This window comes from Salinithrix halophila (genome assembly GCF_042650125.1).
Taxonomy (GTDB): domain Bacteria; phylum Bacillota; class Bacilli; order Thermoactinomycetales; family DSM-45169; genus Salinithrix; species Salinithrix halophila.
Map to the genome: position 1 here is coordinate 341,382 of NZ_JBHSAP010000015.1, position 24,516 is coordinate 365,897.

Here is a 24,516-nt window from a genome sequence, read left to right on the forward strand (position 1 = left end):
TTATTGAATTTATGCTGAAAACGGCATACAAGCCAATGACATTAGAGGAATTGCAGCAAGCCCTTGAAGTGGAAACACCCGAACAGGAGTCATTCCGGGGGTTGCTCAACGGGCTGGAGGAAGAAGGGCGGATTGTACGGACCCGCGTCAACCGCTATGGGGTGCCGGAACGACTCAACTTGATGCGCGGTCGGTTACAGGGCAACGCCAAGGGGTTCGGCTTCGTCATTCCCGACGCGGAGATGCCTTATGACACGGACCTGTTCGTTCATGGAAACCAAATGAACGGGGCCATGGACGGGGATACCGTTCTCGCTCGCATCGAAGGCCAGGAGGAAGGGAAACGTCCAGAGGGAGAAGTCGTACGCATTCTGAAGCGGGGCAGAACCCAGGTGGTGGGGACTTACACCGACTCCAAGCATTTCGGCTTCGTCGTTGCCGATGACAAGCGATTGTCGGCGGATATCTTTATCCCTAAGGGCGCCAAAGGGCAAGCCAAAGAAGGGGATAAAGTGGTTGTCAAATTGACCGCTTATCCTGAGGGACGAAGGAGCGCTGAGGGAGAAATCATTGAAGTCCTCGGTCAAAAAGATGCCCCCGGCGTTGATATCCTCTCTGTCATCCGCAAGTATCAATTACCTGAAAATTTTCCCGCAGATGTGTTACAGGAAGCGGAGAAAGTGCCGGAGACTATCTCTGAAGAGGAGATCAAAGACCGCCGCGATCTGCGTGATCGAGTGATGGTAACCATTGACGGGGCGGATGCCAAGGATTTGGACGACGCTGTCTCTGTCGAACGACTGGAAAACGGACGTATCCGGCTGGGGGTTCACATTGCAGATGTTAGTTATTATGTGAAAGAGGGAAGTGCCCTCGACAGGGAGGCCTATGAGCGAGGAAACAGCGTCTACCTGGTTGATCGGGTGATTCCGATGCTGCCCCAGCGCCTTTCAAACGGTATTTGCTCCCTAAACCCCCAGGTGAACCGGCTCACCATGACCTGCGACATGGAGATGGACAGCAAGGGGAATGTGATCCATCATGAGATCTATCCTAGTGTGATTCGAACCAATGAGCGGATGACTTATGATGATGTCAAGCGAATTCTCATCGATCAGGATGAAGAGCTGATTGCGCGCTATGAGCCTCTTGTTCCTCATTTTCAACTGATGGCCGAGCTAGCGGATATTCTCCGTAACCGCCGTTTTGAACGGGGAGCGATTGACTTCGATTTTCCAGAGGCCAAGATCAAGGTGGACGAGCAGGGGCAGCCTATCGCCATCGTGAAGCGGCCCCGCACGATCGCTGAAATGATGATCGAGGAGTTTATGCTCGCTGCTAACGAAACGGTAGCAGAACACTTTTACAAGTTGAAGGTCCCCTTCATGTATCGGATTCACGAGCATCCAAACCCGGAGAAGCTCCAATCCTTCTTCGAGTTCATCACCATTTTCGGTCATACTGCTACCGGCCGGTCGGATAAGATCAAACCCCGGGTGTTGCAGCAATTGCTGGAGAAGGTCCAAGGCAAGCCCGAAGAGCAGGTGATCAGCACCGTCATGCTGCGTTCGATGCAACAGGCCAAATATTCTGCTGAGTGTCTGGGTCACTTTGGCCTGGCTGCCACCTTCTACTCCCATTTCACCTCTCCGATCCGTCGTTATCCTGACCTGATTATCCACCGAATCATGCGCGAAGTGTTCGAACACAACGGCAAAGATCTCCCGGAAAAGCGGAAAACCCACTTCGCCGGATGGCTCCCAGAAGCGGGACAGCACACCTCGGAGCGGGAGCGGATCGCTATCGACGCCGAGCGGGAGACCGACGACCTGAAAAAGGCCGAGTTTATGGAAGACAAGGTCGGCGAAACCTTCGAAGGCGTTATCAGCAGTGTCACCTCTTTCGGCATGTTCGTCGAACTGGACAACACCGTCGAGGGCATGGTACACGTCAGCTATATGACCGACGATTACTACCACTATGACGATACAACCTACCGCATGACCGGTGAACGAACGGGAAAAGTCTACAGTATCGGCGACAAGGTGACCATCCGGGTTATCGGGGTGAATCTCGACGAACACAAGGTGGACTTCGAACTGATGGGCGATGAAGAAGACGGCCAATCCCGTCCCTTGCCTCGACCCCGCAAACGCCCTTCCGGAGCAGGGCCGTCCAGACGGAAACCGTCCAATGGAAAGGGTGGCGACCGGGATCGAAGGGGCGGCGGCTTCTCTCCAAGAGGAAAAGGGAAGCCAGGCCGGAGTCGAAAGAAATAATCCGCCCCCTGTACCCCCGTATTGACGCCCGTCCTTCCCCGTTGGTATACTAAAAGATGCCGATTTCAAAACAACGGGGGTGAGCATGATGCCGAAAGGCGGTGTCAAGGTGGTCGCGCGTAACAAAAAAGCGCTCCACGATTATCACATCGAGGAAACCTTCGAGGCGGGCATCGTGCTCACCGGGACGGAGATCAAATCGATCCGCCAAGGGCGGGTCAACCTGAAGGACAGCTACGCCCTGATCGATAAAGGCGAGGTGTTCCTTCTCAACATGCACATCAGCCCCTTTGAACAGGGGAATCGCTATAATCATGAACCGACCCGGACCCGGAAACTCCTCCTTCACAAAGGGGAGATCAGTAAACTGATCGGTCTCACCCAACAAAAAGGGTTCACCTTGGTTCCGCTGGATCTCCATCTACGTCACGGCTTCGCTAAAGTCCAGCTGGCCTTGGCGAAGGGGAAAAAGCTGCACGATAAGCGGCAGGCGATTGCCAAACGAGACGCCCAACGGGAGATTCAGCGGGAGCTCAAAGAACGGATGCGATAACCGGGCCCGGGTCAAAATATTCTTTTCTAGTCTTTACAGGAAGCCGATAAGATGGTATAATGCTTTTTGTTGGCGCTCAAAATGTGCCTCAGTTGAATCCGGGGGCGTTTTTGGATTCGACGGAGACAGATCGAGCGTCGTAAGCGAGCCGAGGGGCTGCGTCCTTCGTCAAAAACGCAGATCGCCAAATGTAACTGGCAAACAAGAATCTTACGCTCTGGCTGCTTAATCTAAGTCAGTCAGGATCCGATGCCCCATCGCCCGTGTGGTGTACTCGGGTCTCATAACTTCAGCGGGTTAGCTGACCGGTGCGCCGTCGCCCGTGATGCGAAACCAAGACGGCTAGGTCTTCGGAACGCCTGTCACCGGGCAGTCCGAAGAGCGAAACTATCAATACGGTGACTGCGCTCGGAGAAGTCGACGTGGCGATGTCTTCGGACAGCGGTTCGATCCCGCTCGCCTCCACCATTTAATTAAAAAAGCAGCACGCTGATGTAGCTCAGCTGGTAGAGCACTTCACTCGTAATGAAGGGGTCGGGGGTTCGAGTCCCTCCATCAGCACCATAAAGTGAAAAAGAGCAGGACAAACCTGTTCTTTTTTTATTTGTATTTAATGCTTACTTCAATATCGGGGCGTTGCCTTTTTTATTGACCTGTGCCGAAGCAATTAATCCCTATTTATGTCTGTTAGATATTTAAAATATGTACTTAGGTCCTTCCCTTAAGTTCTTCCCCCTAACCGGATCGAACCCGTGGCTTTTCCACAACTTTTTATCCGCCCAAGACACTCTCTTTTCCGTGTCGGATGGTATAGCCTGGAGGACTTGTAATCCCGGGTTGACACCAAGGGCAAGTAGACCCTCTTTTGCCGTCGACAGAATCTCTTCCATATTTAGCTGCAAGTTGATTGTGCTCTGGTTCTTTCCTTGCTTTTCTTGTACCATAGACATGGTGTCGGTTGGTTTGCCCGCCACCGTTATACCAAACGGTTCAGGAGACCGCCACTTTCATTTCCACGATTTCCGGGACATAGCCAACTACATCTCGGGTTGGGGTATTAGCACCACGGGTAAGATGCCTATCTTCTCGTAAGACCGGATGTCGAAGTGAAAGATCTCAGCGATGAATATAGGTAGACTTGCTTATGAGGAGACCATGCTTATGCTGAACCAAACGAGTCATCGTCCTTGGAAACTTCCAAAGAAACCTTGGGTCATGTCTCAAACGTGGGGAAAGGCTTTATTCAGTCATTGGCCTGTTTCTGTCGATCAGATCCGAGATTTAGTTCCCCCTATTTTGGAGATCGATACTTTTGATAATCAAGCATGGATTAGCGTAGTTCCATTTGAGATGTCGGATATTCAATTGCGCTTGTTACCTGCGTTTCCCTTGGCTAATTTATTTCCTGAACTTAACGTAAGAACCTATGTTATCTATCAAGGCAAACCAGGGGTATTTTTCTTCAGTTGTGATGCCGCCAACCCTTTGGCTGTAGTCTTTGCCCGTTCTATTTATCACTTACCCTATCTTAATGCTAGAATGTGCTTGGCCCAGAAGGAAGAGGAGATTGAGTTTAAAAGCAAACGAACCCATCGGAATACTCCAAAGGCTGAGTTTCATTGTCTATACAAACCTGTCTCCGACGTGTTTTTTGCGCAGAAAGACTCATTAGATTATTGGTTAATGGAACGATACTGTTTGTACACGACTTACCATAAAAAATTATTCCGTACAAATATTCATCATTTACCTTGGCCACTTCAACATGCAGAAGCTGAGTTTATTCATAATACCATGGTGGATCCATGGAGGATTTCGATTCCAAAAAATCAAAGACCACTACTTCATTATGCCAATAGTATAAATGTGTTGGCTTGGCAACACTTTTGTGTAATAGGTAATTGATAGGGATGATTGCTCCTGGGTACCAATCATCCCTGCACGCTTCCTTGCAGTCGATGGAGAGGCTGCTAATGGCCTGTTTTGGCGTAATAAAAAAGCAAGCCAGCTTAACGCTAGCTTGCTTTCGATCAGTCGTGATAAATTAAACGTGTAGGGGTGTTTGTATAGTTTAGTTTCTTAACTATTAGTTCTGCTTGACCGCCACCGTCAGTAAATCCACTTACATTAAACGTATCATAGCCACCAGGGCATACAGAGCGAGTCCCTATGTAATCATTGACATCATAAGGATCATACTCCCAAAGCTCATATTTCACGCAAGCGGTATTGTATGAACTACTTGATACTTTCCAGTAACCTCCGCCAGAATCCCAATTGTCTCCATACTTATAAACGGTTTCTTCACCTACATATTGCCATCCGTTGGCTGATGCAAATGGAACAGCAACAAACATAGCCAAAGCGCATGCAAATGCAGTCATTGGCACAATCAATTTTTTAAACTTGTTCATTGTTTCACCTCTTCTTCTGTTATAGAACTATTGTATCGGAACAAACGAAATCATGCAAAACATATATTTACAAAAATTCAAACGAATCGAAATGAAGGGCATTCATAAAAAATGGAAAAGTATCGGATTTAAGCTGTTTTTTTCAAGATTTGCTCGGGAATGCCGTTGGAAATCGAAGAACGACTTCAGGAAGAGATCGAAAATCTCAGGCTGAAGTATGTAAGGAAGTTGCTAACCGCATATGGAGTGATACAGGGACAATTCCAGAGATTGGGTAATTAAAGAAAGAAGCTAACTGTTCGGAAAATGTAGCGAAAGGTGTAATAGCTGAACTTGAGAAGGAAGCAAAAAAGTAGGTTAATCCATTAATCGTGAGTTGGGCATTGCCTATCTCGCCCTTTTTTATTTTTGAGACTTAAGGTGGTGGTCGCCAGGACGGTGGTCGGGGGATATTAATAAAGCACCCTCAGAAGGATTTGAGGATGCTTGAAATATGAGTCCACGCCCAACAAATGGTATGGTAAAATAGACCATGGTAGTAGCCAAGGGCGGGCGGCCACACGACCCTCTTCAGAGAGGGGGTGAGGCCATGGAGCTTCTTAGCCTGATCGCCAAGGTGGCTGGTGTTGTTGTACAAGCATTAGCTGTCTACGTTGCGTATCGGGCACTTAAAAAGAAGTAACCCGCCCTAGTGGTGAAGGTGTACGGGTTACTTCTCGTCAACACTGTGGCCGCTCGTCTGCGGCAGCTACCCGGCGGTAGGGGTGCATCCCTGCCGCCGTTACTATTTCTATCCACAGAATATCATGGATATGCTTGTTTCGTCTAGGTTGTACGGAAAGTTATAAGGGAGCAGTGGGGGGTAGGGAAAGGGTTCACAGCCGTTTGGTACCTTTTTTCCTGGTGAATTTGCCGGCGGATTCCTTTTGCCAGCGCAGATATCAGCTATTGGAGGGACCTTAATGGAGCTTCGCTAGCGTCTTAGGATCGATGTTGCCACCGCTAATGATCACACCGATTCGCCGGATCGTATTTGGTACCCGGCGGAACAAAAGAGCGGCCAGGGGAACAGTACCGGAGGGTTCCACCACTAGCTTTAATCGGAACAGGGAAAAACGGAGCGCTTCCAGGATCTCTTCTTCGGTTACAGTTAAAAGAGACTCCACATAATGTTGGATGATCGGAAAGGTTAACTCGCCAGGCATCGTGTTCCGAAGACCGTCAGCGATGGTACGGGGGGCAGGGATGCTTACCCGTTTCCCAGCGGTGAGGGATTGTTTTGTGTCGTTTGCGTCTGCCGGTTCGATGCCGAATAGTCGTATTCCCGAAGACACCCCTTTGGCTGCGATACAGGTGCCGGATAAAAGCCCTCCGCCTCCAACGGGGGTGATGACAGTATCCAGGTCTGGAACTTCCCGCAAGAGCTCTAGCGCGGCTGTTCCCGCTCCGGCCATGATATGAGGATGATTATAAGGTGGGATCAGGGTGAGTTTCCGCTCTTCAGCTAATCGGGTAGCCACCTTCTCTCGGTCTTCCGAAAACCGATCATAAAAAACGATTTCTGCTCCGTACTCCCGGGTGGCTTCCACTTTGATCCTGGGGGCGTCTTTGGGGATACAAAGAACCGCCGGTACCTTCAACAGTGAAGAAGCCAAGGCCACCGCTTGAGCATGGTTGCCGGAGGAGAAAGCGATCACACCTCTTTCTTTTTCCTCAGTCGATAGACGACTAATCGTATGATAGGCTCCACGAAACTTAAAAGCACCGCCTCTTTGTAGGTTCTCGCATTTAAGGAAAACCTCACACCCCGCCCGACTATTGAGAGTACGAGATGTGATGATGGGGGTGTTATGACTGATTCCATCCAATCTTTCCTTGGCTCGAAGAACATCGGTAAAACTCAATGGCAGGTTCAATCTGAACACCCTCTTTTTTATGGGATTGGTATGCTTGTTAGACTTATAGGGTCTCCTTAAACAACCGTTCATGTATTACATAGATATATTATATTGTAAGGGTTATGGGATTATTATAGAATGCCTTTTAGTTCTGTTTTTTATAAGATCAGCCCTTCGAACTACAATGTTTAGGGGGTGCTTTTTTTTGGGGGGGGGCAACCTATCTGCATTGGTCGTGGTACCCCCGTTTTTTTATCGATAGGGGATTACAAAATGATAACACGCTATATTTCGGGAACAGTGGCCATGTTCTGTATGTGGTAGAAGCGGGTAATCCATCAGGATAGCCTATTTTATTTTTCATGGCTTTTCACAAAGCCCTCTTGATTGGTGGAAACAGCTTCATTCCCAACCACAGAAACAGGAGGTTAACAGTTCGTGGACATGGTCTGTCTGGGAAGTCAGGGGATGGATCTCCGAGGAGCCTTGCGAGATTTTTGGGGAAGGGTGAGGCAATCCATAAAACGTGGGGCAGCAAAAACTTACATCCAGAGGGAAACCCTCTGGGCATTTCCACACAATCAAGTTGTAGACTTTCCATAAAAGATATAGGCGTTAATATCAGTCATAGGAGCATCCGTAAGCCCGATATTACGCCCAATGGAGTCTACCTTTAAATAAAACGTCTCTTCCGCCAACGGCTGACCATTCACTATGATAAAGAAGCGATGCCAACCTTCATAATGTTTTCGGGTCGTCAAATCTTTGAACGGTTGCCTCCTTACGATTTCCATGTTTCCGGATGGACAGTTCCTCTCGGATATCTTGAAAACCTTTCGAGAAGGTTTCCCGTCTGCTTTAACATAATCAATGGCGTATTCTAAACGGATTTTTTGAGGAAAGGAGGCTTGGTTGCCTAATTGAAAAGTAAACTGCAAGGAATCACCTAGCCGAATATGTCGGCTTTTCAGGGAAAGATCAGCGTTTCCCTTTTTTAATAAGGTGCGACAACCGTGTTTGAGGATCCAATCAGTATGGGGGTTGGTCCCTGTCCACTGGCGCGCGAGTTCTAAGACAAGGTTGGGGTGGTCCTTGGATATGTCGTTGAAGTGATTCGATACGCTTCTTCGAACATATTCAGATTCATCGGCTTTTAAGGTTTCCAGGATCGGAAGAAGGGGTGTTGGGTCTTCTTGATAGATTCGTAACGGTTTGGCCCACGGCAGTCGAGGTCGGCAACCTTCACTAGCCAGCCTTCGAACATGGTGGTTGGGATGATGAGCCCAGTCCATCATTTGAGACAGCATAGTGTTCCGGGGAGTGAAGGATAAAGCGACGGACTGCAAACTCCGAACTGGAGAAGGCGGTAAACTGCTCCAATGCTGCCATCGATCGCTCCCAATCTTCCAAACCGTATACCTCTACGTAATCGGGGAAAAACAAGTATTCCAACCCGCGGCATTGCCTTGCAATCGATTTCAACAATGATATACCATCCATATAATTCATTCCCAATGTCTCGTGTAAACAAAGGCTGATATGACCGATTCGTTGCTTGAACGCTCGGGTTTCCCATTCCTGGTCAAAGATAAGCTTGCAAAATCGAGAATGATCAAAGGAAGGATGGGCTTTTTTCAATACCTCAGAAAAGCGTTCAAAAAACGGGGGGTTATACAAGTCTTTCAAATGATCTTGCACCAGCATTTCCCCCTTCATTCCACCGATGATATAACGAGAAAATAACGACAATCCGATTCTCCGATATTCACAAATCCATGTTTGACATCCGCCTCGAAATAAATCGAATCACCCGCTTCTAAAAAGAAACTATCCGTATTATCCAGGATAACTTTGAGTTTACCCGAGTCCACAAAGATGTGTTCTCGGACGTTTTTTTGATGCGCAGGAAAATTACCGGTTTGATGTCCTTTCGGAAGAATATTCAACACAAACTCGATGCCTTTAGAGGGAAGCGTTGGAGAGAGTAAGTGTCGCGCCAGCCCCGAGTTTTCATCGTATAACACGGGCCGCTTATCCTTCCTTGTTACAATTACCTCCCGTTGGGTAGGTTCATCAATGACTTGGGATATGGTGATTTGTAAAGCCTCTACGATCTCACACAGTAAGTTGATGGTAGGATTCTTTTCTCCTCTTTCAATTTTGGAAAGCATGGAGCGGCTGACCCCCGATCGATCAGACAGCTCTTGCAGGGAATAACCTTTTTCTAACCGATGTTGCTTTAAACGTTGACCAATTTCCATTTTGCGCGCCCCTTGATCACTATAGTAGATATAGACTCGACGTTTATCCCTTTGACTTCAGGGTGATTCATGTGTATAATCTCCTATATGATTTCTCCTATAGTATACAACAAGATGTGGAGATGATCCGACATGAATCTTGTCCTTTCCCTCTTACCTATTTTGATTGTATTGGTTTTGCTGTTCATTTTCAAAAGATCAGCCGTAGAGGCAGGGGTTGCAGCCTGTGTGACTGCATCGGTGGTGTCCTTGACGTCGCGCTCATTTTCCTTAAATGGATCCCAACTGTTGGACGCAGGCATTCAAGGGATGCTTACTACTTCAGTCGTGGTTTATGTTTTAATTTTCGGTATTCTCTTGTTCCATTTGATGAACGAAGCAGGAGCCATCCAAACCATTGCTGCTTTTGTGGCTCAAGCGACGCATCACCCTACGCGGCAAGTCCTGCTTTTGGCCGTTGCATTCTCCCCATTGCTGGAATCGGCCAGCGGGTTTGGACTCGCAATGATCGTGATTGCTCCTATTCTGATCTCCCTCGGTTTTGATCGCTTTAAAGCGACTCTTATCTCCTTGATTAGCTTGACCGCCGTACCTTGGGGAGCATTGGCTACCGGTACGGTGATTGGTGCTAACTTGGCTGACTATCCCTTGCAACGCCTAGGAACCGGAAGTGCCATCTTATCAGTCCCTACTTTTTTTTACTTTGCCTGTCTGATGGTTCTCGTTAGTGGAGGCTTTTCGGCCTTACGAAAACATTTCTTTGAGGTGCTTTTAGTTAGTAGTTTATTGTCGGGAGGGATTTGGTTCTTTAATTCCTTTGTCAGTGTAGAGTTAGCTGGCGTATTTGGAGCTTTTGTCGCTCTTGCTGTGGAGTTGCTCTTTATCCGATGGTCGCAAAGACGACCAATAGATCTTTCCCAAAAACTCGAAACCGCTACAGGGGAGATCGAAACCCGATTATCCATTTTTCAAGCGATGAGTGCCTATATGCTCTTAATTGCGCTGCTGCTTGTGTCCCGTCTGGTTCCCTCGATTGCACAGTATCTAAGCCGCACTGGTGTATTGCACTTTCCTACATACCATTTTAAGCTACCTCTGTTGTATTCTCCTGGATTCTATCTCTTCCTAGTCTGTATTTTCTCCATTTTCGCTTTTAAATTGTCTTTGCCCACGGTTCAAAAAAGTATCAAACAGAGTCTAAAGCAGTTGAGACCCGTGCTCTTGTCCACCCTAGGGTTTGTGGTGATGTCCCAAATCATGGCCGAAGCTGGCATGACCCAATTATTGTCTAGCTCTGCTGCACTTTTTTTTGGCCCAGTATTACTTTATCTTTCCCCTGTAATTGGAGGTCTGGGCGGGTTTCTCACAGGGAGCAATACAGGCTCGAACGCGATGTTTATCCGTTTACAACTGCAGACTGCTCAGCACCTACAAATGAGTCCCGATCTTTTTGCCTATGCCCAGAATACGAGTTCCTCACACCTCATCATGGCTTGTCCGTCCAGAGTTCTACTTGCTGCATCGATTGGAGGGATTCCTGAGCAAGAAAACCAATTGTTACGAACCATTACTTTCATCGGGTTAGGGACGGTGGTTCTTCTCATACTTGGCATTCTAGCAGCTCAATGGTTCTAGATAAAAAACGAACCGCAAAATGCGGGCCATTCAGGGGAGAGAGTCGGTTAGAAAGGAATAAGCGACGATTAGTGCTAGAATCAAGACGATTACAGATCCGAGGATGCGGATGGGAAGCACCTCCTATGGTTGCGGATAACCAATCTTATCCCAAATCCCCTTTCCGGTGTTTTTCGATTCCTTTTAAGGGAAAGTAGTGATGGAATCCAATACTTTCTCTCCATATAACTTAATGTCCACAATATCGAACCCGAGAAAATCATTCGTTTTCCCTGAGAAATAAAAAATGAGACCATTCTTTTCAATCGACCTTTCAGGCTTCTTATCCGATAGGCGAAAGGAATAGCTTGATTGGTCTCCTTTCCTTTCTTTTGTGAGTATACCTTTTATGTTTGCGAGGCTTTTGAGTTGGAGTGCCGTACTCCCAAAAAATTCAATTCCGATGATACGCCCTGATTTGTCAAAATCCAGCATGAGATCCGACTCTTCGTCCAAGTCTTCCGTGACGGAAACAATACCTCTAGTAGAGCTCTGAACGAGATATAGATAGGCCAATTCTGCTTCCGTATCGAAGGTGATCGTCGACATTTGAGGAAAGGTCATGGGAAAGCTCCTTCTTTTTTAAACCAAGTTGAAAGGGACATATAAATTAGGGATTAATCCTTATCTGAAAATTGGAGTAGAAAAAAGGAGACATACCGTTCAACTTCAGCCGCTTTTTCTTATTTGGTTTCCGTTATAAACTTTCATTATAATACAAGAAAGGGCAGGTGATTCGGATGAACGCTAAAAAAATCATGGCTGCAGCCCTTGGTGGCGTTGCTTTACTCACCTTTACGGTTTCTCCGACTTTTGCAGCAGAGCACAAAGCGGTCAAAAATGAAGTTGTTGCACAAAAGAAAGTGGATGTAACCGGGGACGGAAAAGCGGATGTGGTCAAACTGCTCGGGGAAAAAACATGGGATGACGCCTTTGTGCGTTACCTTGTGGTCGTAGATAAAGCCCACAAAAAAACAATGAAATTTAAGCCAGCCACGGGCGGTTTCCCGGAGTGGTCGTTCATGGATTACAATGGAGACAAAGTAAAAGACATTCGCTTGGAATTGTATGACGATGAGATCATCCATGAAGGGCAACTGGCAGCTTATCATTTGACCGCCAAAAACGGGAAGATCAAGGAAATCCTCGGCCCTCCGGGGGATTGACGAAAGCTCCTATCCATCAGGAAACGCAATGCCATACCGATATCCTTACCGGTCTCCAATTGGGGCCGGGTCTTTTTTATTTGGAAACGGCTGACGCAATAAAAAGGCCACTCACACTCCTCGTGAAGAGTGAAAGTGGCACAACATTCATGGGTTAGCTGTTAGTAAAGGGCGTAGACCGACACCGTAAAGGTACCGGGTTTATGAGGCATCCCGTCGGCAAAGGAAGGATCCGCAATGTAAAAGTTTCTTCCCTGTTTTACGTCTGTCTCCATACCGTTGCTTATACCGGTAAAGTGGGTAGGGTCTTTCAAAACGGATTTATCTTCCTTGATATTGAACTTGACGCCCTCCGCACCTTTTACCACCCACTTCAGTTTTTTGGTGCCAGGGGGGAGGTTTTCGATACTGAAATTCCCGCTGGAGCGATGGGATTGGCCGGATTGAGGTTGGGTTTCGGAAGTGACTGAGGCGATCAAATCCCCCTCAGGTTCTTCCTCCCTACCATCGGGATTTCCTGTTTGGTCCGTATCGGGGTGAATGGCGTACACTTTTACCTTAAAATTCGACGTTGCATTCTTAGGATCCGCAATATACAAACTTCTACTTTTCTTGATATTGGTTTCGATCCCATTGGTGAGACTTTCCCAAAACACGTTATCGTTGGCTGAAGATTTGTCTTCCTTGACCGTATATTTGATGGAACTAGCGCCTTCACCTTCAACGACCCATTTTAACTTCTTAGTTCCTGCGGGTAGGCTGTCGATACTGAAGTTCCCGCTGGAACGGCTATTTTGTCCTTTTTGTGGTTCAGAACCGGAGGTCACGGTGGCTACCAAGGTCTGTTTTTCTCCGGGCTTGTTATCGACAATGATAGAAGGCGTCTTTCCATTATGGTTAAAGACTCCCTCGATGATGCAATTTTTATCAATCTCTCCGAACTGGAACTTAAACTTCGGTTTCTTCCATTTTGCATCGGAAATGGCTTTTTTATCGACTTTGCCGTTGGATACATAATTGAAGGAACCTGCTGATGACGGGGACATTTTCACGTTCAACCCGTCGGGATCGTATATGGCTGGACTGGTTAATCCCAAGGTGCCGGGCGTGAATCGTGCCTGAAGTTTACGATTTTTCGTATTATAGTAGACCCAGGAGACTTTTGGCTTCTTGATTTCTTTGTAAATTCCTGTAGAAGATCCAGTGGTCAAGAAAGTGGTTTTGTCGACGTTTTTTAATCGGTTAAGGTGGATGAAATGTTTGGCACCTGTGAAATTAATTTGGGAATGATCCATAAAATCTTGGACGGATAGCGGCATATGATCCGTACTCTTTATTTGTCCCAAAAAAACCTTCGATAAAAAGTTCGTTGTCACATTGGATGATGGCACATACATCCGAGTTTCCGGCACATCTCCGATGTCTGTCACCAATCTGGATGTCGAAGCATGAATATCCGATTGATAATCGGCCCAGTTTCCTACATGTTCATAGACTCCCTTGTCATTCTTTTTCTTCAAACTCATTTTCGTCGCCGTATGTTCCAAAACTAGGGGAACACCTTGTTGGAATGCTTTTAATTGGTCCAAGGAAATGGTGATCTTGACATCGGGCCGAGTATCCACGCTGTCAATGAGCACCTCATGGGTGTTGTTCCCCCCTTTTTTGGTCGTTAAGAGATTGGCTTTATAGCGTTCTTGCTCCGCTTTCACGGTTCCCAACAGTTCATCGCCCAATTTGAGGTTAAACGTGGGGGATACGTCGCCAGCCGATGCCAGACCGGTATTTTTGTACTGAACATGGAACTGAAGTTGAGCGGCTTTGGAAGTATCTGCTGTTCGGGCTTTTTGCCAATTGATTTGTTTATCTTCTCCGTTGGTGTTCGACGTTTCATGGCTGTACCCGAGGGAGAGGCTGCCTCCCACATTGGCGCCTTTTTCATCCGCCCCTGCTGTCAGAGAGCCTCCCACATCGACACGATCCGTGGTAGTGGTGCTCCAACTTTTAGTGATGGAGCCCCCTTCCGTATCGGTAATGGTTTGGATCGGAGTGACCGTAATTTTTTTTAGTTGAACTTCAACTTTGGGATAAGCGGCAATCATCGGGTCGTCCCCGGGAGATTGGACATCCGGTGGCAATTTTCCGAAAACTTCTCGGTGATCGGAATAGGGGTCTCCATCACTATTGGCGCTTAAGGGATTCGTTACATAACGCTTTGCCTCGTCCCCTGGATTCCATTTTTCTACTTTTTTTCCGAATCCATCATCCGCGATTTTAAATCCACTCGTTTCCAATTCATTGGATATCTTATCACCGTCACAGTCCCCAGTGGGTTTTTTCTGGTCGTCTTTGCATGCGGTTTGATCATTCGGTTTATCTTCTTTATCGCCTTGATTATCGGCGAAAACCATCTGTGGACTAACCAGCAGGGATAGCGCAGAAATCCATAGGAGTGAACGAGCTGCCCAATTTTTCAATAAAGACTCCTCCATATGATTTTTTCAAGGCGAAACGTTACACTTTCATTACAGTATAGGTAAAAATGTTATAGATGGTAGGTGAACACCTCCTTAATTTGGTTATATCCGCAACAAAAATATATCATATAGTTTATTAATTATCAATTTGAAATTATTTCAAATTATATAGCTTTTATTTTTTGTTTTTTGTAATGATAGTGTAATGGTTGATTTGATACCCTATTATTCCGAAGGATCCAATAATTCATTCACCTAAGTGAATGAGAAAGGATGTGGACGATGAAGCATATTTCATGGGTGGTCATCTGCTTGATCTTAATCACGGGAAGTATCTTGATAAGTCCCGAGGCGGATGCTGCTGTCGATGATACGCAGCTGGCCAATCGGTGGGCTCCAGTACACTATCAGGACACAGACAGTAGCGATTATGATGCAGATTATCTATCCGCTGTGAACTTTGATGGAGACTGGGATACGAAAAATAATTGGGAACATCAAGATGACGATCAAAAGCGGCTGCAAGGAAATGTTTACTACTCCGTGTCCGAAACCAAGACGCACTGGTTTGTGCTGTACGGCTTTTATCATCCCCGGGATTGGGTCGATTGGTGGTGGAATCCATTGGAGCTTGATACCCATGAGAACGACATGGAAGGGGCCCTGATGGTGATTCGTAAAAATGAAACCGCTTACGGAAAGTTAGAGGGGATGGTGACCGTTTTTCATAACGATTTTTATGCGTATAAAACCTCAGACAGCCCCCTTCGCGACGGTAAGGAAACGATTGATGGAACCATCCGGTTTAAAAAGGTGGGCGAATCGGATCGACCGACGACGTTTCAAGAAGCGAAAGGGCATGGTTTAAAAGCATGGGGGGGCGGTGATTTTCCTGGCGGCGATGGGGTGATTTATTATCCGGGGGATAAAAGTGAAGTGCCCGAGCATGGGAAGGATCGGGATGTGAAATATCGATTGATCGATGTGTTTGCAAAGGACGGGCTTTGGGCACATCGGAAGGATTCGAAAACATTCGCCAGTTGGGGGAGTTTTCGAGGGGATAACGGCAAAGACAATGCCGCCCATGCACCGTGGAAATGGGACGACTGGAATGATGGAGAAGTAAAAGCCGGTGAAATGGCAACAGACCCGGCGCATTTAGTCGACGAGTATTTTGACGGACTTGGAGATTTCAGCAAAACGTACCTGCATAATCCCTACAAATGAGGTCAGAACCCTTTTCGTAGAATAGGTAAGCCCCCTCTCTTGACAGCGAAGGAAGTGCCTGTGGTCCGGCATTTCAACTTTATGGTTGTCAGGTGAGGGTTTTTTTGTGTGGTAAACGACTATGCTAACCCATTAAAAAGGCCACTCACACTCCTCGTGAAGAGTGAAAGTGGCACAACATTCATGGGATGATAGACCTCAGTGGCTGGTTATTTTTCACCCCTCAAGGGCATAAACGAGTACCGTGAATCTGCCCTTGAACTCATTTTCTTTAGTGTCTATAAATTTGGCATGGTCCTTTTCATCCCTTAATTTATAGGTGGGTGAGTCAATATATAGTCTCAAATTTCCTTTAAAGCTTTGTTTCAAATCTAGGGTACTATCGTTTGTTACATTTGTGTAGACATGTTGCTTGACATCCACTTCCTCGTTTACTCCGAAGGTTAGCTCATACTTCTTACCTTCCACCTCTTTCTCCAAGACTTCCTTTCTACCTCTTACTACAAACTTTACTCTCTTCGTGTTGGCTGGGAGGTTGGTGAGACTGAAATATCCGCTGGCGATCTCTTCATGATTTTTAGCGGAGACTGCTGCCACCAATTCTCCCTTTTCGTTTCCGAGCTCTGCTTTTTCATCTCCACCCTCAGCCTCACCGGAATGAATGGCATACACTTCCACGATGAAACGGCTCTGTGTACCATTAACATTCGAAATATACAAGTTGCTATAATCTAACTTCATTGGGTCTGTAGTCGCGCCCTCTCCTTTAACCGCGGCATTCGCTGAGTCTTTCGTCTCTTTATCATTGGTTATAGCGTTGTTTTTGATTGGTTCATATACAGTTGGCTCATTATTTGGTACATTCTCTTTCTTGACGGTGAAGGAGATATCATCGGGGCTATTTTCCCCGGCCTCTCTATTTTTGACAACCCATTTTAACTTCTTCGTACCACTTGGGAAGGTGATTCCCTTGAGACTGAAACTCGCACTATTCCGTGAATCTGTACCAAAGCCGCTCATCTGTTTAGGAGTAGCGGTCACAGCGGCTACCAAGGTTTCTTGTTCGGTTTGTTTGTCATCGATAATGATTAACGGTGCTAAAGTTTCGGCAATGTTGTTTTCGTTTTCATTAAGAGCGCCAAAATCGAACTGAAAGCTTTTCGTTTTCCCATCAGAAAGGGCTTTTATATCCACTTTATCTTTGGAGACGAAAGTGAAGGAGCCTTTTTGTTGCATTTCCACTTTCGCACCATCGGGGTCATAGATGGCTGAGCTGCTTAATCCCAAGGTGCCGGGAGTGAAGTAGGCCCGGAGTTTACCATCTGCTTTGCTGTAGTATACCCACGAGACTTTCGGCTTCTTGATTTCCTTGTAAAGTCCTATCCAAGAGCCAGGGGCCAAGGAAGTCTGAGTATCGACTTTATTCAATTGATGATGGTCGATGAGATTGGCATTGTTGGCATCCAGACCGGAATGGCTGATGATATCAGAGACGGTAACGGTTTTAGATGTTTCGTTGTCTTTCGGAACGTACATCCGAGTGGCCGGTCTATCTCCCGTATCCGTCGACAATAGGGCTGTCAAAGCTCGAATTTTAGATAGATAGCTTGACCAATCAGCAGACTGATCGGAGCCCTCTTTTGTCTCTGACTGTTTTCCGTCGGCCAATTTCATTTTGGTTTCCGTATGCTCTACGACAAGGGGGACACCTTGTTCGTATTTCTTCAACTCGTCCAAGGACATAGTGATCTTGACATCGGGTCGAGTATCCACGCTGTCAATGAGCACCTGGTGGGTTTCGTTCGGAGCTAATTGATTGGCTTTAAAGCGATCTTGGTCAGCTTTCACCGTTCCCAACAGTTTATCGCCCAATTTGATGTTAAAAGTGGGCGATACGTCTTTTGCCGATGCTAGACCAGTATTTTTGTACTGAACGTTTAATTTAAGCTCAGCGGCCTTGGCAGTATCTTTCGCCTTGGCTGTTTGCCAACTATTTTTCTTTTCTCCCCCTTTGGTTTTCGACCATTCTTTGCTGTACCCAAAGGAGACGCCAAACTCCGGTTGCAAGCCACCCTGGTCTCCTGGCATGTTTGTTAATTTAGGAGAAGACGAAAAGTTGAAGCCATCCTTGGTCGTATCGCTCCAATTTTCGGCTAATTCCCCTCCTTCAGTAAAAGTAATCGTTTGTTTAGTGGTGACCGTGATTTCTTTTAATTGAACTTCGATCTTCGGATAAGCTGGGATCATCGGGTCATCTCCGGGGGATTTTACATCTGCGGGTACCTTTCCGGATACTTCTTGATCATCGGAGTATGGATCCCCATCGCTGTTTTTACTATAGGGGTTGGTTACATAACGCTTTTCCTTGTCCCCTGAGTTCCATTTCTCAGCTTTTTTACCGAAATCACCGTCTTTAACAATTTTAAATCCATTCGCTTCTAAATCATTTGTTATTCTATCACCGTCACAGTCTCCATCGGGCTTGTTTTGGTCCTGTGCACATCCGAATTGATTAAAGTTGTCCTTTGCGGTGTCAGCAAAAACCATCTGTGGGCCAGCTAACAGGGACAGGACAGAAACCCACAGAAGTGAACGAGCGATCCATGTTTTCATCAAAAATTCCCTCCATATTTTGTTTTGAAGGCAAATGATTACACTTTCATTACACACTAGGCAAAATCGTTCTGGTAAAGTAGACGACACCTCCTGTAATTGACTGTTAATTGTAAAAAACATACCATGGGTTTTATTTTCAATCAATATCAAAATATTTCAAGACAGTAGGGGGGCGATTTTTGTAATGTTTGTGTAATGGATGATTTGGAATCTATAATTTTCGAAAGGATGCGGCAAACATGATGGGAGAACTGAATTGATGGAGCAGTAAAAGCCAGTGAAATGGCAACAGATCTGGCACTTTGAATCCCTTTTCGCAGAAAAGAGCCCCCCTTTCCCTTGATGACCAAAGAAGTGCCTGTGCTATGGCATTTCATCTCCATGGTTGTCAACGAGCAGGGGGGTTTTTCGTGAAGACAGAGAAAAAGGTTCCTATTCCGACCGATAAAGTCACCTTTTATAGAGGGTTTAAGCGTTGACCTCTTGTAACAGGAGGTGTAATTTGAAGGTACTTCAACCTATCGGAAATGGGGGGGTTCGGGTGGCGTTTTTTCAGAATACAGTGAGAATCCGTTACGAATATCACCCCTCTCCAAGGGGCAAAGGAGTACTGGTTCTGGCTCATGGCTTGGGGTTAACGCTTGAGGAATGGGACTGGATCCTTCCTTGTCTCAACGATGAATACCATATTCTACGCTATGATCTTCGTGGACACGGGCAGAGTGAGGCGGGTTCGGATCCTTTTTCCTTTGATCGGTTAGGTAAAGACCTACTGGACTTGGTTGATTATTTGGAAATCCCTGAATTTCATTTTATCGGAGATAGTTTAGGTGGGAAAATTGGCGTTTATATGGCCCTGTCGCATCCCACGCGCATTCGTTCTCTTGTTCTCAACACCGTACCCAGTTATATCCCTCCTTTTGTCCGGCCCATTGTCCTCAATCATTTCAAAGGGTTATTAAGTACAGGTTCTATGGAATCTTTGGCAGAGGAAGTCATCCCCCGACTTTGTTATCCTGTGACGGAGAAGAAAGAGACGAAGTTGAGCGCGATGATCTCTTCGACAACCCCCGATTCCTACGCAGCTTCACTGCGCCTCCTCATGGAGTCCCTGCCGATGGAGCGGTTAAAACAATTTCCTGCGCCGTCGTTGTCTCTATGGGGGGAGTTTGATCCATATATTCCCCATTCGATAGCCAGTGTGTTCTTCTCCGATTTGTTACCGGGTTCTCGTTTTTTACTGGTACCTAACGCTTCTCATGCGATATTTCTGGATCAACCCCATACGGTCGCCAGATGGATTAAACAGTTTATCGGTAGACCGCATAAACCAGCTCAGCCGAAACCTTCTGAGAATGAGTGGTTTGAACAGGTTCGAGCGAGGATGACAGGAATTATCGATTACTGTCAACATACGTTTACTTCGGTCAACGTCATAAATGTGGAGTTGATGACCACCTTTCGAGTATTCGTGAATGGAGAAGAGGTAAGTAAAGGGTGGAACCAACGAAACGCCAAGCGGCTGTTCATCTACCTTCTGTTTCACCGCACGGTTACCCGTGAACAATTGTGCGATGCATTTTGGGGATGGTTGGATCTGAAAAACGCCCGGAATCATCTCCGTGTGTCACTGAATCATTTGAAAAAAATGTTGTCATCAGACGATTCCGGTGAAGTTCCGTTCTTAATGATTGACAGGGAGCAGGTTTCACTGAAAGGGACCATCGATTGTGATCTGCAGAAATGGATGAAGCGTCTCCAGCGTGCTGCTGATGAGAAGGATATACAAATCAAAAAGAAGGTTTGTGAAGGATTCCTGGACCAGGTGGGTCATTCTTTTTTACCAGGCTTGTATGATGATTGGATACTGGATCTGAAAGGACAAATCGAAGGACAATTAGTCTCCCTTTTATGTTCGGTGACCGATCAACTCAAACAGGAAGGTTCCCGTTCACAAGCCATGTCATTATTAAAAAAAGCCAGGCGTATCTTCGAGGATAATGAAGAACTGCTGAAGCAGGCCACCTAACAGGCAATCATTGGCGGTGTCACTGATTAAAAAAATTGGCAGGTAAGAAGAACAAGGTGCCTCACTTCTAATGCAGAAGGGGTACCCTTGTTTTTGTCTTATTGAGTCCGACTTGGAAACCTTGCATCGTCGGGTCTAAAAAAAATGCTTGGATGGTGTCCTATATTTTCGATATCCGGTGTCTTATATATAGAGGGGTGGAAAGGAGGGATAGAATGGAGGAATCGGTTATGGTTGAGGATCCATCGTTAGAGAGAGAAACCGATGACTTTGAGCGGCTGTTTAAAAGCCATTATCCCATGGTTGTTCGCCAGATTATGCGAATCATTTCTTCGCAGTCCGTCGCGGAGGATGTCGCTCAGGATGTATTTCTTCAGTTGTATCATACAGACCGCACTGGGATTGAAAACCTCCCTGCTTGGCTGACAAAAACAGCGATCAACACCGCATATAACCATGTGCGTTCCGAAAAAAGGTACAGGGCCCGGATGGAAAAAGAAGCACACGTCGCTTCGGAATTTCTCCCATCATCTGAAAACAAATGGCTGGAGCAAGAGGATATATTGGCTGTCCGCCGCATCCTTTCACAAATGAATGAACGCGACCGAAATCTGCTTCTCATGAAATATTCCGGTTTTAGCTACGATGAGTTAGCTCAAGCGATTCAGATTAAAAAGGGGTCCGTAGGCTCCCTTCTCTCCCGGGCGAAAAAACAATTTCAAAAGCTATATCAACGAAGGGGGGATGGCTGTTGACCTGTAAGGATGAAGGGCTTTTACAAGCTTATATAGACGGGGAATTAGCTCGCAATGAACGAAAAGAAATGGCTATGCATATCGAGCAGTGCTCTGATTGTCAGTCCAAGCTTAACCAAATGAAAGAATCGGAAGACTGGATTCGAATCGTTATGGAGGAGAGTTTTTCTCATCCAAGCCAGCCGGTCAGGATCGATCCCGAAGATGCATGGGCTCGTTTCCAACAGCGCCTTGCCGACGATGGAGAGTACGAGAAACCGGAGAAAAACAAAGGAATAACTCCAATGAAACGGGGATGGGATCATATGAAAAAATCGACAAAACGGTGGATTTCGGGAGTTGCCGCCGCTGGGGTTCTTTTGGGGGCTTTTAGCATTCCACAAGTTCAGGCGGCGGCCAGTGAATGGTTATCGGTCTTCCGTTTAAGCCAAGTGGAGTATGTAAAAGTGACAGAGCAAGATTTGCAAAAAACGCAGGACTGGCTGGATAACCAACAGGTCGGATCTTTGGATTTGAAAGGGTTAGGGAAGGTACGGACGGAAGGGAACAAAAAAGACCAGATCCAGTCTTTTGACAATTACAGCCAAGCAGAAAAAGCCGGCCATTCGTTGCCGAAACTTCCCAAAGGGTATGAGTCGGAAGAGGTGGCTGTTCACTTACCCTATACGATTCATTTCCAGTTAAACACCAAAAACATCAATAAATTAATGAAGACGATGGAAACAGGTGTCCAACTGGATGAGAACCTAAATGGTAAATCCTTCAATGTAACCATTCCAAAATACGTAGCCCTCCGCCTCACCGATAAAGATTCCTCCGATTCTATTGAATATATGGAAGGGGATGCCCCGGAAATCAAAGTGGAAAAGGGCGTAGATGTGGATCAGCTACGAAAAACCCTGCTTTCTCTCCCGTTTGTTCCAGAAAATATTAAAACACAGTTGATGGCGATGGATTGGCAGAAAACACTTCCTATTCCTGTTTTCGAAGAGCAAGGGAAAAAGGTAAGGGAAGTGAACATCGATGGAGAGAAGGGAATCATTCAAAAAGACGGTTGGATGTCCACGCTTCTCTGGCAAAAAGACGGGAAAATCCGCGTTCTTTCCATCTACGACAAGAAGGCAACCAAGGATCAATTGATCCAACTGGCTCAGCAATTCAATTAAATAGGAAAAAAGCAAGCAGAGTGGCTTTAAAAAGAGAAGCCGCTCTGCTTCCTCTTGTAAAGGAGAGACGGGAATGGGCGATTATGTCATCGAAGCGGATCGTTTGACCAAATGGTACGATGGAAACGTCGGATGTCGGGATATCAGCTTGAAGGTTCCCCGGGGTGTGGTATTCGGTTTTCTCGGGCCGAATGGAGCGGGAAAAAGCACATTTGTCCGGACCTTATTGGGGTTGATTCGTCCGACCAGCGGGACAGGTTCCATTCTCGGACAACCGATTCCGTCGGTTTTTTCCCGGGATAAGGTGGGTTACCTACCGGAGTTGTTCCGCTATCCTGACTGGATGACAGGCAAGCAATTGTTGAAACTCCATGCGGATTTATGTGGGGTATCCCGTGCCGGACGTACAAAAATCATCCATAACTTGCTGGAACGCGTTGGTTTACACCAACGGGGAGATGAAAAAATCCGTGGGTATTCCAAAGGTATGCAGCAGAGAATTGGGCTGGCCTGTGCGCTTCTGGGAGATCCTGAAGTCCTTTTTCTCGATGAACCCACCTCTGCCCTGGATCCCATCGGGAGAAAAGAAGTCCGTGAACTGGTCAGTACACTACAAGACGAAGGAAAAACGGTCTTCTTAAACAGTCACTTGCTCAGTGAAGTGGAAAGTGTATGTAATCATGTGGCGATTATCGATAAAGGTCGGCTGGTTGTTCAAGGGGATTGGCGCAAACTTTCAGCGGTAAAAACGGAAGTAGAGGTCACGATTTCCGGTGTGACAGACCGTTTTTGGGAGGCTTCGCAAGGACTCGTACTCAATCGGGAGCAGTTGGACCAATGGGAAGGAAAAAGCTCATGGCGAGTGACGTTATCCGATGACCAGCAGATTCCCGCCTTAGTATCGGAACTCACCGCCCATAAGCTGGAGGTATACCAAGTGACGCCAAAGAAACAAAACCTGGAAGACATCTTTATGTATTGGATAACCAGGAAGGAGAACGTATCCGATGTGGACCATCGCTGAATTGACTGTAAAGGAGATTTTATATAAACGGATTTTTATCGTGATTTTCTGGATGTCTCTGGCCTTCCTGGTCTGTTACGGGGTGGGAACGCATTACGCAGGCGAAAAGATGGCCCAGGCAAACTCTACCATGGGTTATATGGCCAAAGGGTTCTTATCGACACAAATATATGGTATGGGTTTATATTTCGCCTCTTTTATCACCTCTTTGCTGGCCATTTTCAGCAGTGTTGGGAGCATATCCAAAGAAATTGAAAGCCGGCAAATCGACCCCCTGTTGTCTCGGCCCCTTTCCCGGTACTCTTTTGTTTTTGGGAGATTTATCGGGCTGAGCGGTTTACTGGCCCTATATGGGGTTTGGTTGTTTTTAGGGATCACGTTGGTGAATCAATGGCTCGGAGGAGACCTAAAAGCCACTGTTACGATGGTTCAAATCCTTCAGGCCTTGGGCTTATTCATCCTCCAGCCCATCATTCTGGTGACCGTTTCTCTTTTGTTCAGCGCACGAATCTCGACGCTGAACAGCGGAATCATCATGATGATGTTATATGTGATCAGTATGATTGGTGGGTTTATCGAACAGATCGGCAGTTTGGTGAAGGAAACCATCATGATTAATATTGGGATCGTGACCAGCTTGGTATTCCCGATCGATTCCTTATTTCGCAAAATGACCATTTGCTTGTTTGATTCTGCGGACAACCCGATTTCCTTTGCAGCTCAGGGGCTCTTCGGAAGCGTCTCTGCTCCGAGTAACGTGATGATTTTCTATACGTTTTTATATGGGATCGTGGCTTTGTGTACCACTGTACGTTCGTTTTCCGTAAGAGATTTGTAGAGAACCCGGCTTTTTATAAACGGGCAATGATTGGCGGAAACAGGCTGAGTGAATGAATGATCGGTTGGGTTGAAGACATTACAACAAATAACAACCGGGTGGCACTAGCCGCCCGGTTGTTTGTTAGATCTTGTGTTTT

General features: G+C 46.5%; 19 protein-coding genes, 1 tRNA gene and 1 other RNA gene. 13 read left to right on the forward strand and 8 right to left on the reverse strand.

All coding sequences use genetic code 11. The features are described 5' to 3' along the window. The first annotated feature begins 11 nt into the window (after positions 1-11). The 5 genes from rnr (at position 12) to ACFOUO_RS11940 (ending at position 4,737) form a co-directional block, all read left to right on the forward strand. Positions 12-2,279 (forward strand): ribonuclease R, encoded by a 2,268-nt coding sequence (gene rnr / locus ACFOUO_RS11920; protein ID WP_380705569.1) that lies wholly within the window; start codon positions 12-14, stop codon positions 2,277-2,279. 88 nt (positions 2,280-2,367) lie between these two features. Continuing rightward, positions 2,368-2,832 (forward strand): SsrA-binding protein SmpB, encoded by a 465-nt coding sequence (smpB, locus tag ACFOUO_RS11925; RefSeq protein ID WP_380705336.1) that lies wholly within the window; start codon positions 2,368-2,370, stop codon positions 2,830-2,832. 100 nt (positions 2,833-2,932) lie between these two features. Next, positions 2,933-3,300: a transfer-messenger RNA gene (ssrA, locus tag ACFOUO_RS11930) on the forward strand. Between the two features lie 20 nt (positions 3,301-3,320). Next, positions 3,321-3,396 (forward strand) — tRNA-Thr (locus ACFOUO_RS11935). A gap of 597 nt (positions 3,397-3,993) precedes the next feature. Beyond that, positions 3,994-4,737 (forward strand): YqjF family protein, encoded by a 744-nt coding sequence (locus ACFOUO_RS11940; protein ID WP_380705337.1) that lies wholly within the window; start codon positions 3,994-3,996, stop codon positions 4,735-4,737. 125 nt (positions 4,738-4,862) lie between these two features. Here ACFOUO_RS11940 and ACFOUO_RS11945 read toward each other — a convergent pair whose 3' ends face one another. The 5 genes from ACFOUO_RS11945 to ACFOUO_RS11965 form a co-directional block, all read right to left on the reverse strand. After that, entirely contained in the window at positions 4,863-5,246 is a 384-nt protein-coding gene (locus ACFOUO_RS11945) for a hypothetical protein (RefSeq protein WP_380705338.1), read from the reverse strand. Positions 5,247-6,205: 959 nt separating this feature from the next. Further along, complete coding sequence (locus tag ACFOUO_RS11950) at positions 6,206-7,162, reverse strand: pyridoxal-phosphate dependent enzyme (RefSeq protein ID WP_380705339.1); 957 nt, start codon at positions 7,160-7,162, stop codon at positions 6,206-6,208. Positions 7,163-7,725: 563 nt separating this feature from the next. Further along, entirely contained in the window at positions 7,726-8,082 is a 357-nt protein-coding gene (locus ACFOUO_RS11955; protein ID WP_380705340.1) for a hypothetical protein, read from the reverse strand. A 307-nt stretch (positions 8,083-8,389) separates the two neighbouring features. Further along, positions 8,390-8,842 carry a hypothetical protein gene (locus ACFOUO_RS11960; RefSeq protein WP_380705341.1) on the reverse strand — a complete coding sequence of 151 codons (453 nt, stop codon included), beginning with the start codon at positions 8,840-8,842 and terminating at the stop codon, positions 8,390-8,392. Positions 8,843-8,856: 14 nt separating this feature from the next. Then, a complete protein-coding gene (locus ACFOUO_RS11965) occupies positions 8,857-9,405 on the reverse strand; it encodes a helix-turn-helix domain-containing protein (protein WP_380705342.1) in 549 nt (182 codons plus the stop codon). Positions 9,406-9,537: 132 nt separating this feature from the next. Between ACFOUO_RS11965 and ACFOUO_RS11970 the strand changes: the two genes are divergently transcribed. Further along, a complete protein-coding gene (locus ACFOUO_RS11970; protein WP_380705343.1) occupies positions 9,538-11,040 on the forward strand; it encodes an L-lactate permease in 1,503 nt (500 codons plus the stop codon). A gap of 183 nt (positions 11,041-11,223) precedes the next feature. On the opposite strand, the gene ACFOUO_RS11975 is transcribed toward ACFOUO_RS11970, so the two are convergent. Continuing rightward, on the reverse strand, positions 11,224-11,643 hold the full coding sequence (locus ACFOUO_RS11975; protein ID WP_380705344.1) for a DUF2283 domain-containing protein: 420 nt from the start codon (positions 11,641-11,643) through the stop codon (positions 11,224-11,226). 176 nt (positions 11,644-11,819) lie between these two features. Here ACFOUO_RS11975 and ACFOUO_RS11980 point away from each other — a divergent pair, with 176 nt between their 5' ends. Then, positions 11,820-12,245, forward strand: a complete 426-nt coding sequence (locus ACFOUO_RS11980; RefSeq protein WP_380705345.1) for a hypothetical protein — start codon at positions 11,820-11,822, stop codon at positions 12,243-12,245. A gap of 161 nt (positions 12,246-12,406) precedes the next feature. Here ACFOUO_RS11980 and ACFOUO_RS11985 read toward each other — a convergent pair whose 3' ends face one another. Next, positions 12,407-14,722 (reverse strand): binary toxin-like calcium binding domain-containing protein, encoded by a 2,316-nt coding sequence (locus ACFOUO_RS11985; protein WP_380705346.1) that lies wholly within the window; start codon positions 14,720-14,722, stop codon positions 12,407-12,409. A gap of 282 nt (positions 14,723-15,004) precedes the next feature. On the opposite strand from ACFOUO_RS11985, the gene ACFOUO_RS11990 reads away from it, so the two are divergent. After that, positions 15,005-15,949: an NPP1 family protein gene (locus tag ACFOUO_RS11990; RefSeq protein WP_380705347.1), complete on the forward strand. Its 945-nt coding sequence runs from the start codon at positions 15,005-15,007 to the stop codon at positions 15,947-15,949. 216 nt (positions 15,950-16,165) lie between these two features. Here the strand turns inward: ACFOUO_RS11990 and ACFOUO_RS11995 are convergent, their stop codons facing one another. After that, a complete protein-coding gene (locus ACFOUO_RS11995) occupies positions 16,166-18,562 on the reverse strand; it encodes a binary toxin-like calcium binding domain-containing protein (protein WP_380705348.1) in 2,397 nt (798 codons plus the stop codon). Between the two features lie 505 nt (positions 18,563-19,067). On the opposite strand from ACFOUO_RS11995, the gene ACFOUO_RS12000 reads away from it, so the two are divergent. The 5 genes from ACFOUO_RS12000 to ACFOUO_RS12020 all read left to right on the forward strand — a co-directional run bounded on the left by ACFOUO_RS12000 (position 19,068) and on the right by ACFOUO_RS12020 (position 24,377). Next, positions 19,068-20,594 (forward strand): alpha/beta fold hydrolase, encoded by a 1,527-nt coding sequence (locus tag ACFOUO_RS12000; protein ID WP_380705350.1) that lies wholly within the window; start codon positions 19,068-19,070, stop codon positions 20,592-20,594. A 215-nt stretch (positions 20,595-20,809) separates the two neighbouring features. After that, complete coding sequence (locus ACFOUO_RS12005) at positions 20,810-21,349, forward strand: RNA polymerase sigma factor SigX (RefSeq protein ID WP_380705351.1); 540 nt, start codon at positions 20,810-20,812, stop codon at positions 21,347-21,349. Beyond that, on the forward strand, positions 21,346-22,515 hold the full coding sequence (locus tag ACFOUO_RS12010; RefSeq protein WP_380705352.1) for an anti-sigma factor family protein: 1,170 nt from the start codon (positions 21,346-21,348) through the stop codon (positions 22,513-22,515). Before ACFOUO_RS12005 ends, ACFOUO_RS12010 begins: the two co-directional genes overlap by 4 nt. A gap of 73 nt (positions 22,516-22,588) precedes the next feature. Beyond that, positions 22,589-23,539: an ABC transporter ATP-binding protein gene (locus tag ACFOUO_RS12015; RefSeq protein ID WP_380705353.1), complete on the forward strand. Its 951-nt coding sequence runs from the start codon at positions 22,589-22,591 to the stop codon at positions 23,537-23,539. Next, positions 23,523-24,377, forward strand: coding sequence for an ABC transporter permease (locus tag ACFOUO_RS12020; RefSeq protein WP_380705354.1), 855 nt, complete (start codon positions 23,523-23,525; stop codon positions 24,375-24,377). The genes ACFOUO_RS12015 and ACFOUO_RS12020 overlap by 17 nt, the downstream gene beginning before the upstream one ends. Positions 24,378-24,516 lie beyond the last annotated feature (139 nt).

What these genes read in the sequence shown, in the direction of transcription:
- rnr (WP_380705569.1), top strand. Translation starts at nt 12, where the DNA reads ATGCTGAAAACGGCATACAAGCCAATGACATTAGAGGAATTGCAGCAA.
- smpB (WP_380705336.1), top strand. Translation starts at nt 2,368, where the DNA reads ATGCCGAAAGGCGGTGTCAAGGTGGTCGCGCGTAACAAAAAAGCGCTC.
- ACFOUO_RS11940 (WP_380705337.1), top strand. Translation starts at nt 3,994, where the DNA reads ATGCTGAACCAAACGAGTCATCGTCCTTGGAAACTTCCAAAGAAACCT.
- ACFOUO_RS11945 (WP_380705338.1), bottom strand. Translation starts at nt 5,246, where the DNA reads ATGAACAAGTTTAAAAAATTGATTGTGCCAATGACTGCATTTGCATGC.
- ACFOUO_RS11965 (WP_380705342.1), bottom strand. Translation starts at nt 9,405, where the DNA reads ATGGAAATTGGTCAACGTTTAAAGCAACATCGGTTAGAAAAAGGTTAT.
- ACFOUO_RS11970 (WP_380705343.1), top strand. Translation starts at nt 9,538, where the DNA reads ATGAATCTTGTCCTTTCCCTCTTACCTATTTTGATTGTATTGGTTTTG.
- ACFOUO_RS11975 (WP_380705344.1), bottom strand. Translation starts at nt 11,643, where the DNA reads ATGACCTTTCCTCAAATGTCGACGATCACCTTCGATACGGAAGCAGAA.
- ACFOUO_RS11980 (WP_380705345.1), top strand. Translation starts at nt 11,820, where the DNA reads ATGAACGCTAAAAAAATCATGGCTGCAGCCCTTGGTGGCGTTGCTTTA.
- ACFOUO_RS11990 (WP_380705347.1), top strand. Translation starts at nt 15,005, where the DNA reads ATGAAGCATATTTCATGGGTGGTCATCTGCTTGATCTTAATCACGGGA.
- ACFOUO_RS11995 (WP_380705348.1), bottom strand. Translation starts at nt 18,562, where the DNA reads ATGAAAACATGGATCGCTCGTTCACTTCTGTGGGTTTCTGTCCTGTCC.
- ACFOUO_RS12005 (WP_380705351.1), top strand. Translation starts at nt 20,810, where the DNA reads ATGGAGGAATCGGTTATGGTTGAGGATCCATCGTTAGAGAGAGAAACC.
- ACFOUO_RS12015 (WP_380705353.1), top strand. Translation starts at nt 22,589, where the DNA reads ATGGGCGATTATGTCATCGAAGCGGATCGTTTGACCAAATGGTACGAT.
- ACFOUO_RS12020 (WP_380705354.1), top strand. Translation starts at nt 23,523, where the DNA reads ATGTGGACCATCGCTGAATTGACTGTAAAGGAGATTTTATATAAACGG.